Consider the following 12,837-nt stretch of genomic DNA (forward strand, 5'->3'; position numbering starts at 1 on the left):
GGTATGTCTTCGATTGGTCCAATTGGTGTTTTTGATTCTGGCTATGGCGGTTTAACTGTCCTGAAAGAAATTCGGGAAAAGCTCCCTGAATACGATTTTTTGTACTTGGGCGATAATGCCAGAGCACCTTATGGCTCAAGAAGCTTTCCAGTTATTTACGATTATACCTGGCAAGCTGTTCAAGCATTATTTGACCGAGATTGTTCGCTTGTTATATTGGCATGTAACACCGCGTCTGCAAAAGCTTTGCGCAACATTCAACGAATCAAATTGCCCGAATTACATCCTGATAAACGAGTTTTAGGAGTCATTAGGCCCAGCACCGAAGAATTGGATAAACATTCCAAAACCAAACATGTTGGAGTTCTAGCAACCGATGGAACCATTCGCTCAAACAGTTACCAAATAGAATTGGCCAAATTTGCACCCGATTTAGTCGTGAATCAGCATGCTTGCCCCATGTGGGTTCCGCTCATCGAAAACAACAAATTCGATAGCCCAGGAGGAATTTATTTTATTCAAGAGGATTTGGTTCAACTATTGGAAAAGGATCCGAAAATCGATACCATCTTATTGGCTTGTACGCACTACCCTATTTTATTGGATCAAATCAAAGGATTACTTCCTGAACAAATAGAAGTACTTCCACAAGGTCAAATTGTAGCAAATAGTCTTGCAGATTATTTGGACCGACATCCTGAAATGGCTGCCAAATGTTCGAAGGGAGGAAAGGTAAATTACTTGACGACAGAAAGTGCGGCAGACTTTAGCGAAAAGGCTTCTGCATTAATGAATGATGATATTCAAGCCACACATTTAACCTTACATTAAATCCATTTCTTTGGTACTCATAATTACAGGATATTTTTTAGCACTTTTAGTTGGACTAGTCTTAGGAACCTTAGGCGGTGGTGGATCTATTTTAGCAGTTCCGATTTTAGTTTTGTTCTTTCAAATGGAACCCAAAGATGCAACGGTATATTCACTTTTTATCGTTGGAGTTACCTCCTTGTTTGGAGCAATTCAACATTTTAAATCCAAATTGATCAATCTAAAAAACACCTTGTTATTTGCAATACCTGCCGTAATTAGTGTTTCTCTTACCCGATTATTCGTTATTCCAAAGCTTCCTCCCATTATTCATGTAGGAGATTTCATTGTATTCGATTTGAATACCTTTATCATGGGCTTATTTGGACTTTTAATGATCTTGGCTGCTATTCCTATGATTAAAGGTCAAAAAGAACTTCCTTCAGCAAAAAAAAACCGACCAACTATCTTGGTCATCTTTGGAGCAATCATTGGTTTTATCAGCGGATTAGTTGGCGCAGGAGGTGGATTCATGATTATTCCTTCCCTGTCCATCTTCATGAAAGTTCCAATTAAAAATGCCATTGCAACATCTATTGTGATTATTGCTATTAATTCACTTAGCGGATTTACAGCCGAATTATTCAGGCCTAATATCCAATTAAACTGGGAAATTCTTCTTGGATTTACCTTAATTGCAGTAGCAGGATTAATGATTGGTCTGAGATTAAACCACCTGATTCAAGCAGCTAAACTCAAAAAAGCATTTGGCGTTTTTGTATTAATTATTGGAATTACAATACTCATTGCGGAAATTGTAGCAATCCGATAAGAAGTAAAAAATCACCTTCTGCTTTATTAATTTCACTTCCATTTATTTCTCCTTTCTTCAAATTCGATCAACGCGATAAGAAGTGGAATGTTAAACTAAACTTAGCCGTGATATTATTTTCCACTTTTGGAGAAATAATTCCTCCTGCATAATGATAAAACCCTCCAATTCCAAAACCAATTCCATTCAATACGATAACGCTATTCGCTAACAAACCTGCTTCTGCATATCCATTATTGAGTGATTGAAAAACAATTGAATGACGACTTTTATCCTCATCGTTTCCGTAACCCAAAGCATGATGAATCGCAAATTGCGGACGAGTCCATTTTTTACCAGTTTTAATAGCTTTGAAATCAAAACGCGTAAACAATGCCGCCATTCGTGACGAATAGTAAGTAGATGCAATCATTGTTTCAAATGAATTGGCTGCAGATAATTTCCACATCCCGCCTGTTCCTTGTCCTACTTGTTGCAACAACAAGGGCGAATCTCCAGTTACAACCGTTCCCATCAACACATAAGTCAATTTACCAACCGCTCGTATCGGAACGATTTGTTGAACTCCTCCAGTAATACGAGCATAATCAATTTTTGCAGCAGTTACGCCTGGAATGCTCTTCGTGATTTTAAATGTCAAAATTGGCCATTTAGAACCTAAAGAAATGCGTTTCGTTCCCAACGACATGACTTTATCGCGAATAGCCCAAGTCAACTCCAAAGAAGTTTCAGCAATGTCGTAACGATCAACTGTTCCCATCGAGGCGTTCGACCATTGATAGCTATACCCTTCCGTAAAAGCAATACGCTGATAAGATCCTGACAATCGGAATCTCATTCTTGGAAAAACGTACCCCGAAAAGGCAATTTCTCCAATCCGCTGTTTATCCATTTGTCGGATATATACATCTCTATAAATCGTATTCAAGCGAGAAATTACAGGTTCATAAGTTAATCCTGTTCCACCTCTTTCAATGATATCTTCCTGATAACGCGCTTCAAAATCTAAGAAATACTTAGGGACTAATGTTACTTTTCCGTACCCTCCATATTTCCACATTTTATCTTTAAATCCATAAGCGAAATAACCTCCAACTTGAAAGCGATCGGATAATTTTTCGCTCGTTTCCAAGCCCGCTCCTAAACGAAAACCTTCGTAATCTCTAAAATTCAACAAGCGAAGCAAGTCAATTTGCACATACCCCAATGGAATTTTTCCTTGCAACAACGATTGAAGCATTTTCAATTTTCCTTCTAAATTTTCCTTTTCGGAAATACTATCGATGACTTTATAAGTTCTTAAATCCTTACTATCCAAATCATACTTTCGCTTGCTGTCCCAATGGGTAGAATCTTTTTTATTCGCATCTCGGGCTGTTTCTACGAAAACGGCATTAAATCGTTGGTCTTTCAAATCGGCATCTAAAACCACATTATCAATATACGTATTCCCCTTTCCGACGATATAAGCATCTTTCAATTTTGAACTCATCTTAAGTCCAGGGAAAGCAGCTTCTGTAGATAATTTGTACGGAAACCATTTTTTTCCTTCAAGCAATTCATATTCTTGAATAATTTTAACCTGAACTCCTCCTTCACTTGTAATTGCTGGCTCTGCGCTTACTTTCTCAACTGCATAGCCGCGCGTATTGATGTACAATTTCCCTTTCATCCCATCGAAATTTTTATCTCTTCGTGGTTGAAAACGAATGGTATATGTAGTATCTCCAGGAGCTGTAATAGTGGTGTCTTCGAGGATAAACAAATACCTACGAATAGAACCTAAGGCTAAGGGATTCAAATACGATTTTCCCAAAATATCAAACTGATTGTCGTAAAAATTAAACGATTGTAATTCATTAGCAAAGGCAGAAAACATTGGATCAGAAAATCCGGAAATACGATACGCGCTGATGACCTCTTTTTCTTTGAAAGGCGGCTTAAAATACTTGGTAGAAGTACTTTCTAACAAGAAAATATGTTGTTGATCGAAAAACTTACGTAAATCTACCAAACTAGTATCTTTTGTTGTATCCGAAATTTGTGCTAAAGCATCTTGATTAATCGTAAAAACAACCTTGCTGTAATTATCGCATTTGAAAGACACGTCTGATTTTGGGTGATTTTTCTTCCGATTCTCAATAGCCAATTCCATGATACGCTCTGCTGGATTAACACCAGGCAAAATGACCACTTCCTCAATTTCACTAGCTTGTTCCGTCATATAAACGGTCATGTCTCCAGTAATTTCTATCGTTGTATCTCGGAAACTAGTCATTTTCAAAGTTACTTGCGTATTTCCCGCTGGATTCATAAAACGACCATCCAAATCTGCCAAAAATGGTTTCCCTACTTTGGGATAAACCTTCACAAATGGAATCGGACTATGAGATGCTGACTCCTGAATTTGAACCTGTTGAGCGTATAAAAAAGATGAGCTAAGAAGGGTAAGTAAGCTTAGTAAAAGGTATTTCATAGTATAAATTGTCTTATTTATAAGACAAACTAAGTCAAAAAAAGTTACAGTTCTCCAAAAAAAAGAAGAAGTTTCGCCGTTCTTCCGTAAATTCGTTGAAGAAGATGAGCACTTTTAAAGATCAAAAGAACATTGTAAAACAGTTGACTATTCGACGGATTTGGAACGTTGTTGCACTCCGATTATCGTATAGTTTAGCTCGAATCTTCAAAATTGAAAGAAATTGGGGAAAGCCTTTCGCATTGAGCATTGAACCAACAACGGCCTGCAACTTAGGATGTCCGGCTTGTCCAAGTGGTTTGAAAGCTTTCAGCAGACCAACGGGTAAGATCGATTTATCGAATCATCAAAATTGGCTTTCGCAAGTATCCAAATCGGTTTTTTACATCAATTATTATTTTCAGGGAGAACCATTTTTACATCCTCAATTTTTGGAGCTCATTCGGGAAGCAAAAAAACACAAAATTTATACGGCAACCTCCACCAATGCACATTTCATCGATTTAAAGAAAGCGAAGGAAATTGTCAATTCTGGTTTAGACCGCCTCATTATTTCCATTGATGGCTTAACTCAAGAAACCTATGAGTCGTACCGTATTAATGGACAATTGGAGAAAGTAATTGCTGGTTCTAAAGCAATGGTTCAAGCAAAAAAGGAAGTTCAAAGCGAAACACCTCATCTCATTTTTCAGTTTTTGGTCGTAAAAGCGAATGAACATCAAATTGCAGAAGTGCAAGCATTGGCAACTGAAATTGGCATTGATGAAGTGCGTTTCAAAACAGCCCAAGTCTACGATTACAAACATGGCAACGAATTGATTCCAGACAACGAGGCGTATTCGCGCTATGTGAAACAAAAAGACGGCACCTACCGCTTCAAGTACAAAGGTGGAAACAGTTGTTGGAGAATGTGGTCATCCAGTGTGCTTACTTGGGATGGACGCGTAGTTCCCTGCTGCTTCGATAAAGATGCCGAACATGCTTTGGGAAGTTTACAAGAACAATCTTTTGAAAGTATTTGGAATAGCTCTGAATACCGAACATTTCGAGGCGCTGTTCTCCGCGATCGGAATTCGATAGACATTTGTACCAATTGCTCAGAAGGCGCAAAGGTTTGGGTGGACGGATAATTATAAATAGACAAACTATCAAGATTAGAAATCTGTTTTCATCTTGATAATTGATAATTAATTCATTGATAATTCTATTGGATTGCAAGCATCATCTCAATTCGTTAAGCCACTCCCTCGTTACTGTCGCACTGACGTTTGGTGTAACTCAGTCTTCAAAAGCTGCGCTTTTTCTTATATTTGTAAAAAAATAACGCAGAGTATGTACGGAAAAATAAAAGAGTACCTTTCAAATGAATTAACGGCTATCAAAGATGGTGGGATTTTTAAACGAGAACGCATCATTACTTCTCCTCAAGGAGCTCGAGTTCATGTGAGTTCAGGACATGAAGTTGTTATCATGTGTGCCAATAATTACTTAGGTCTTTCTTCTCATCCTTCCGTTATTCAAGCTGCGAAAGATGCTTTGGACACACATGGTTTTGGAATGTCATCGGTTCGTTTTATTTGTGGAACACAAGATATTCACAAGGAATTGGAAGCGAAAATTGCGAAATTCTACGGAACAGAAGACACCATTTTGTACGCAGCGGCTTTTGATGCAAATGGAGGAGTTTTTGAACCTCTGTTTGGCGAAGAAGATGCAATTATTTCAGATGAATTAAACCATGCTTCAATCATTGATGGAATTCGTTTGTGCAAAGCAGCTCGTTACCGTTACAAACATTCCGACATGGCTGATTTAGAAGCACAATTAATCAAAGCGCAAGATCAACGCCATAGAATCATTGTCACTGATGGAGTTTTCTCCATGGATGGCGACATTGCTAAAATGAATGAAATTTGCGACTTGGCAGATAAATATGATGCATTGGTAATGACAGACGAATGTCACAGTGCTGGATTTATCGGAAAAACGGGTCGTGGAGTTCCAGAATACCACAATTGTATGGATCGTGTTGATATCGTAACTGGAACTTTGGGTAAAGCACTTGGTGGAGCAATGGGTGGTTACACAACTGGAAAAAAAGAAGTGATTGAAATGCTTCGTCAACGCTCTCGACCATATTTATTTTCAAACTCCTTAGCTCCGTCGATTGTTGGTGCTGCAAATGCCGTATTTGACATTTTGGGAAGTTCAACGGAACTTCGCGATAAATTGGAAGCAAACACGAAATACTTCAAAGACCGAATCATCGCTGCCGGATTTGATATCAAACCAGGAGATTCTCCAATTGTTCCAATCATGTTATACGACGCAGCTTTGTCTCAGCAATTTGCAGACAAACTATTGGAAGAAGGCGTTTATGCAATCGGTTTCTTCTATCCGGTAGTTGCAAAAGGCGCTGCTCGAATCAGAACCCAAATTTCCGCTGCACATAGTATTGCAGATTTAGATAAAGCCATCGCTGCATTTATCAAAGTTGGAAAAGAATTGGGGGTAATTAAAAACTAAGCCAGTTTCTTCCGTTTTGGTTTCCACATGCGGTAAATCAAACGGAGCAAGAAATATATAACAACCGTAACAAATGCTCTGAACAACCATGTTTGGAGCATTTGTTCTTTGGGGACATTCAATGAATTCAGTGGCACTTTTTTCTCGTAACGAACAATCGGATTCAAATAGATAGAGCTCTCGTAATTTTTTGCAACCACTCGAATGTAGGTGTCCGAATCCTTTAATCGATAAAACGCTTTCGCCGACTTAAATGCCTTGTGTTTCACCACTCCATTTTGACCAATAAATAAAATAGTGTCGGCAGGAATTGCAAATTCAACAAACAACGAATCACTGTTTAACTCACAACTCACGAAATCATTTTCACAGGTGTTGTATTCCGTGTAAACTCCAAATGCTTTTCCATTGACCAAATCATTCAATACAGGTTCTTTGGTTTTTCCATTACTTAAAATTACCGTCCAAACGCGTGCAAATTCATCGGCATCCGTACTATGAGAATCATCATCTGCCACTAAATACGACAATCTTCCAGCAGAAAGAGCAGCATCCCAATATTCATCAGAAATTCGAAAATGATTCAAGACTTCTACCAAATCATAATGCATGAGGTATTTCATATCATTGATACTTCTCCCCATTGCCAATTTGGGATGCGCAATTGCAACTATTCCGTTTTGAGCCTTTATCGATTCAATGACTTTTTGTTGATGAGAAGTTGATTGAAGTAAAAAATAATCGGTGTAAGAAACCTTAGAGGCATTAATCGACAAACAATGTGTTTTGAAAATATTCAATCCATGTTCGTAAACAGGAATGTATAAAGGATCTTTTTTTCCAGTAGTATCAATTGAAAAATAGTTCGAAATCGAAGCTACATCATATTCCTTCTCCAAATAAGATTGGCGCGTTTTTTCAGGACTAAATTTCCCATAAGTAATCGACTTCCAGGCGGCAGAATGTGCGTGAAAATTTGCTTTTACGCGACCCGAATCGATTGATTGATATGGATTACTCCATTTTTTTCCCGTAAATGCAACTGGTTCCTTAAAATCATAAATAGTTGTGCTCAGATATTGAATACCAATAACCACAAAAAGTAAGAGCGCAATTGAAGCAACGAACTTCAGTAAAAATTTGGATAACCGAGACAGTATTTTCACAAGCAATCATTAAGGATTTAAAGAATCAAATATAGCCATTTGAGCTTATATAGTGCCGAAAAATGAGCCCTTAGTCCCGCTACAAGATTCAATTTATACCTGCTAAATTGGATTAATTAGTTAACGGTGTAAGAATCTAGAATAAAAACTATCTTTGTGCGCTAAAAATTCTGATTTGCATATACGCAAATTAGTAGTGATCAATTAACAAAGAAGAATCTATGACAAGGTCGATACTTGTTTTATTTTGCGCAGTATTTGCGCTTAGTGTCTCCGGACAAATCAAACGTGATGTTTCTGGTTATTACCAAGACTATCGAACCAAAGGTCCTTCTGAAGAAGTTCCTGTTCAATTGGTCAGTAAAGAAACTGGCAAAAAGTATGAAGCCATTACCGATTCTGATGGTAAATTCTTGTTCAAAGGAGTTGCTTTAGAGGCAAATACAGATACTTCACTTTTTGAATTGTCTGTTTCCAACGAAAAATACAAACAAGAGACTTTCCTGATCAAAATCGATGCTGATCACACTGGTGAATACAAAATGGATCAAAAAAATCCGTTCAAAACATCGACGAAAGTTACTTGGATGTTTGATTGGGGAGATTGGAATGGAAAAGAAAATTATTGGTCACACTTTACTGCAAAAGCAATTTTGGTTGTTTACGGATTTTGTCTAGTCCTTGTTTTTATCTATTCGCTTTTACAACTTTCATTATCGATTGCTTATGCTAAAAATCGTAAACGCAAAGCACAAGAAATTAAACCAGTTTTTAATCCTGATACGGCATTAACTGTTACTGTTCAATTACCCATGTACAACGAAATGTATGTGGCAGACCGAATCATTGAAGCTGTTGCTGCATTTGATTATCCAAGAGATAAATTCGATATTCAAGTATTGGATGATTCAACGGATGAGACGAAAGATCTAATTGCTCAAAAAGTAGCAGAAGTTGCTGCACGAGGAATTCAAATTGAACACATTCACCGCACAGATAGAACTGGATACAAAGCAGGAGCTCTTGATTCAGCAATGAACAAGGTAAAAGGTGAATTCATCGCCATTTTTGATGCGGATTTCGTTCCTGAAAAAGATTGGTTGCAACAAACCATGCCATATTTTGAAACAAGTGATGAAATTGGTGTGGTGCAAACCCGTTGGGGACATTTGAATAAATCATATTCCTTATTAACAGAATTGCAAGCATTTGGTTTGAATGGTCACTTTGCTGCAGAGCAGGGAGGTCGTAATGCTTCCGGACATTTCATCAACTTTAATGGAACTGGCGGAATATGGCGCAAAAAATGTATCGAAAGTGCTGGTGGTTGGGAACACGATACCTTGACAGAAGATTTGGATTTAAGTTACCGTGCTCAATTAAAAGGATGGAAATTCAAATACTTGGAAGACGTCGTTGCTCCAGCTGAATTACCAATTACAATGTCGGCATTGAAAGCACAGCAACATCGTTGGATGAAAGGTGGTGCGGAAGTATTTGTGAAAATGTGGAAAACGCTTTTGACACATAAAAACGTACGATTAAGTGATCGTGTTCATGGAATGTCGCATTTGTTCAATTCATCAGTGTTCATGTTCATCTTGATCATGTCACTATTGAGTTTGGCTGTACTCCAAATCAAAGATAGTTTCTCTGATTTGAATTATGTGATTCAATACGGTTCGGTCTTTATCTTGAGTACTGTTTTCTTGATGTATTACTATTGGCTGGCATACCGCGATAAAACGGAAAACACATTTACATCTTTCTTCCGTTTTGTTGGTCGATTCCTATTATTCCTTACTGTTTCATTAGGGCTTTCCTTAGCCAATACCATTGCAGTACTGGAAGGTTTTATGGGAATTAAGAGTTCATTCGTTAGAACGCCCAAATTCAACGTAAACAAGAAAACAGAATTCAAAGGAAACAAATACGATAAGAAAAGCATTTCATTAATCACAATTGGTGAAGGAATCTTGATGTGCGTTTTCGGATTTACAGTAGTAAACAGAGCCATTTATGGAGATTTAGGAATGGTTCCTTTTCATTTGATGTTGACAATCGGTTATGGAATTGTATTCTTTAATTCCTTGAAAGAGTTGAGACGATAAAAAAGTGCAAAGGAATTATCAAGTTCGTTCCAAGCTGTTTAAGTAGATCTAATTTGAACATTTGAACATTTGAACATTTGAACATTTGAACATTTGAACATTTGAACATTTGAACATTTGAACATTTGAACATTTGAACATTTGAGATAATAAAATTAAAAAACCGAGTTGTAGCAATGCAATTCGGTTTTTTTTGGCTACAAACGAATCAAAACAAATTAGCACAAGCTATATTCCGAAGAGCTCTTCCTTAAATTAGATAAGATTATAAACGAACCTAAATAAGACAAATGACACAAAATAAAAAAGTGAGAATTTTAAAGGTATTATATTTCTTGTTTGCTTTAATGATAACATCCTGTAAGAGTGAAAAATGTGAAGGTTTTAATCTTAAGAGAATGCCTTTTGATTTAAAATACTATAAAAAACCATTGAAATATTCAAATGGGGTTGATACCATTACTCTTTATGGGACTGTTAGTCAATTTTCAAAAGAAAGTAGATTAAGTGGCTTGTCGAATCCAACATGTGATCCTAGTTTATCAATAGATTACAAAGGAAAACCACATATCATTACTATGTCATTTTATTTTGAGTATTATCCTGAATCTGATTACACAAAATTCACACTAAGCCTTAATATGAGTCGTTCAATGCCTATCAAAATTGATTCTGCTTTTCTTTCTAATTTAAAAAAGAACGAAGAAGTAGTATATCAAAAAATGGCTGATAATTATAATAACGAAGATTCTTCAAGAACATTGAAAAAATTTTCGATGCAAAACATGCGGGTAACAGATTTCGAGTTTTTAGATGGGAAAAGATGGTACTTAGTAAGGTAATGTTTTGGTATTGATTAATATTTAATAATATGATTATCAGCACTTATTGAAAGTAAAATCAATTATTTTGAACAAAGAGTATCTTGAAAAGATGCTCTTTGTTCTTGAAACGAGCAATCCGCTTACCACACGTGTCAAAACATCAATGACCAAGCTAAAAATTAAACCCCGAATTGTATTGCTACAATTCGGGGTTTTTGTTAATCGTTGGTCGAACACTATCCATAAAGTTCGCGAGAGTTCTCATTCTCTTTGTTCCAACAATTAATCAAAATTGAGAGTGGGACACTTTTAAGATTTCCACTTCGTGGGTTCCATTCGGAAATTCCCACATGATTTTATCTTTTTCGGCATAGCCAATCAAAGCAGACCCCATTGGGGTCAAAATTGAAATGCGCTTTTGTTCCGAATTTGAATTTTCGGGCAAAACCAGTTGAATTTTCATAATCCCGAAAGGAGTATTTACGTCTACAATACTGTTCAAGCGAATCACATCTTGCGGAAAATCTGCCCCATTGGTAAAAAGCTCGGCTGTTTTCAATTCTTCCCTTAAGCGGGAAATACAACTATTCATCAAACTGGTTGATTCAGAAATGGGATGAATCAACGCTTTAATGAGTTCATATTCCTTTTTATCTAAAATTATTCGAGGATACTTCATCTTAAAAATTCAGTGTTTTTAACTCTCCGATAACTCCAGAAAGTGCATCTTTTGCGTCTGCAAAAAGTAACTGACAATTGTCCTCACCAAACAAACTGTTCTCCACTCCTGCATACCCTTTACTCATTCCACGTTTGATTACCACCACTTGTTTCGAATTGTAAGCTTTGATAATTGGCATCCCAAATATCGGACTCGAAGAATCGTTCTCAGCTGCTGGATTGACGACATCATTGGCTCCTATCACAATCGAAACATCGTACGAAGACATGGAATCATTTACCTCATCCATCTCCCGCAGTTTATCGTAATGCACATCTGCTTCCGCCAACAATACATTCATGTGGCCCGGCATACGGCCCGCAACAGGATGAATAATATAATCTACTTCCACTCCTTTTGTTTCAAGAAGTTGCTCCAATTGTGTGCACAAATGTTGAGCTTGAGCAACTGCCAAACCATATCCAGGAATAATAGCAACCTTGCTTGAAAAAGCCAAATTCGTTGCCAATTCTCCAATGGAAGTTCGCTTAATTTCCATTTCTACCGCTGAAGAACTAGTTGAAGATCCGGAATTTTTAAAGTTTCCTGCCAATACATTCCACAGCGAGCGATTCATGGCTTTACACATCAACAAAGTCAATAATACTCCAGCCGATCCCACAAAAATTCCTCCTGAAATCATTAATAGATTGTGAAATAGGATTCCAGCTAGTGCCGTAGCAACTCCCGTTAATGAATTCAACAAGGAAATAACTACCGGCATGTCTGCTCCACCAATCGGGAAAACAAAAACCAACCCGTAAATTGTTGCCAAAGAACCCAATATGGCAATTTCTTGAATTAAGTTCAAATGCAATACTTCAAAAGAAACGAGAAATGGGAGCACAATCATGGAAATGATCAGCAACCGAGAAGCAATCGAAACAAAACGTGTGCGTATATCCTTTACTTTCCCCGACAATTTCAAATAAGCAATCACACTTCCTGAAAAAGAGGTTGCTCCAATCATCATTGCTGTCATCAAAACAACTTCAGCAACACGGTCGGTATTTTGTCCAAGATACAATTGCTGCCCTTCGATGATTCCAAGAAGTAATGCACAACCACCACCCATCGCATTGAAATAGGAAACGAGTTGGGGCATTTTGGTCATCTCCGCTTTATCAGACATTCGGCGGCCTAAAATGGTACCTAAAAGAATGGCAATAATGATTAAAATGAGGTTAATCGTCACTGGTCCGGCATAAAACGTATGATAAACCGTCACGATAATTGCAAGCGTCATTCCACCACCCGCAATGATGTTTCCTAATTTTGCATGTTGAGGAGAGCTCAAAAACTTGAGCCCTATGATGAATGAGATCATCGCCAGAAAGTAACTTACTTCTAGTAAAATTGTCATAACTAAGT

10 protein-coding genes are annotated in these 12,837 nt (G+C 37.3%); 6 read left to right on the forward strand and 4 right to left on the reverse strand.

Annotation, left to right across the window (positions count from 1 at the left end; genetic code table 11):
• The first annotated feature begins 3 nt into the window (after positions 1-3).
• The gene (murI, locus tag FLUTA_RS05615; RefSeq protein WP_013685890.1) at positions 4-831 is read left to right on the forward strand and encodes a glutamate racemase; all 828 of its coding nucleotides are present in this window, start codon (positions 4-6) and stop codon (positions 829-831) included.
• Between the two features lie 10 nt (positions 832-841).
• Positions 842-1,642 carry a sulfite exporter TauE/SafE family protein gene (locus FLUTA_RS05620; RefSeq protein WP_013685891.1) on the forward strand — a complete coding sequence of 267 codons (801 nt, stop codon included), beginning with the start codon at positions 842-844 and terminating at the stop codon, positions 1,640-1,642.
• A 67-nt stretch (positions 1,643-1,709) separates the two neighbouring features.
• Here FLUTA_RS05620 and FLUTA_RS05625 read toward each other — a convergent pair whose 3' ends face one another.
• Complete coding sequence (locus FLUTA_RS05625; protein WP_013685892.1) at positions 1,710-4,118, reverse strand: DUF5686 family protein; 2,409 nt, start codon at positions 4,116-4,118, stop codon at positions 1,710-1,712.
• Between the two features lie 104 nt (positions 4,119-4,222).
• On the opposite strand from FLUTA_RS05625, the gene FLUTA_RS05630 reads away from it, so the two are divergent.
• Entirely contained in the window at positions 4,223-5,248 is a 1,026-nt protein-coding gene (locus tag FLUTA_RS05630; RefSeq protein WP_013685893.1) for a radical SAM/SPASM domain-containing protein, read from the forward strand.
• A 202-nt stretch (positions 5,249-5,450) separates the two neighbouring features.
• A complete protein-coding gene (gene kbl / locus FLUTA_RS05635; RefSeq protein ID WP_013685894.1) occupies positions 5,451-6,644 on the forward strand; it encodes a glycine C-acetyltransferase in 1,194 nt (397 codons plus the stop codon).
• On the opposite strand, the gene FLUTA_RS05640 is transcribed toward kbl, so the two are convergent.
• The gene (locus FLUTA_RS05640) at positions 6,641-7,810 is read right to left on the reverse strand and encodes a CehA/McbA family metallohydrolase domain-containing protein (RefSeq protein WP_013685895.1); all 1,170 of its coding nucleotides are present in this window, start codon (positions 7,808-7,810) and stop codon (positions 6,641-6,643) included. The genes kbl and FLUTA_RS05640 overlap by 4 nt on opposite strands.
• Before the next feature lie 221 nt (positions 7,811-8,031).
• Between FLUTA_RS05640 and FLUTA_RS05645 the strand changes: the two genes are divergently transcribed.
• The gene (locus FLUTA_RS05645; protein ID WP_013685896.1) at positions 8,032-9,921 is read left to right on the forward strand and encodes a cellulose synthase family protein; all 1,890 of its coding nucleotides are present in this window, start codon (positions 8,032-8,034) and stop codon (positions 9,919-9,921) included.
• Between the two features lie 290 nt (positions 9,922-10,211).
• Positions 10,212-10,763: a hypothetical protein gene (locus FLUTA_RS05650; protein ID WP_013685897.1), complete on the forward strand. Its 552-nt coding sequence runs from the start codon at positions 10,212-10,214 to the stop codon at positions 10,761-10,763.
• 268 nt (positions 10,764-11,031) lie between these two features.
• On the opposite strand, the gene FLUTA_RS05655 is transcribed toward FLUTA_RS05650, so the two are convergent.
• A complete protein-coding gene (locus FLUTA_RS05655; protein WP_013685898.1) occupies positions 11,032-11,424 on the reverse strand; it encodes a GreA/GreB family elongation factor in 393 nt (130 codons plus the stop codon).
• A 1-nt stretch (position 11,425) separates the two neighbouring features.
• The gene (locus tag FLUTA_RS05660) at positions 11,426-12,829 is read right to left on the reverse strand and encodes an NAD(P)(+) transhydrogenase (Re/Si-specific) subunit beta (RefSeq protein WP_013685899.1); all 1,404 of its coding nucleotides are present in this window, start codon (positions 12,827-12,829) and stop codon (positions 11,426-11,428) included.
• Between the last annotated feature and the right edge of the window lie 8 nt (positions 12,830-12,837).

Origin of the sequence: Fluviicola taffensis DSM 16823 (genome assembly GCF_000194605.1) — a bacterium.
GTDB lineage: Bacteria > Bacteroidota > Bacteroidia > Flavobacteriales_D > Crocinitomicaceae > Fluviicola > Fluviicola taffensis.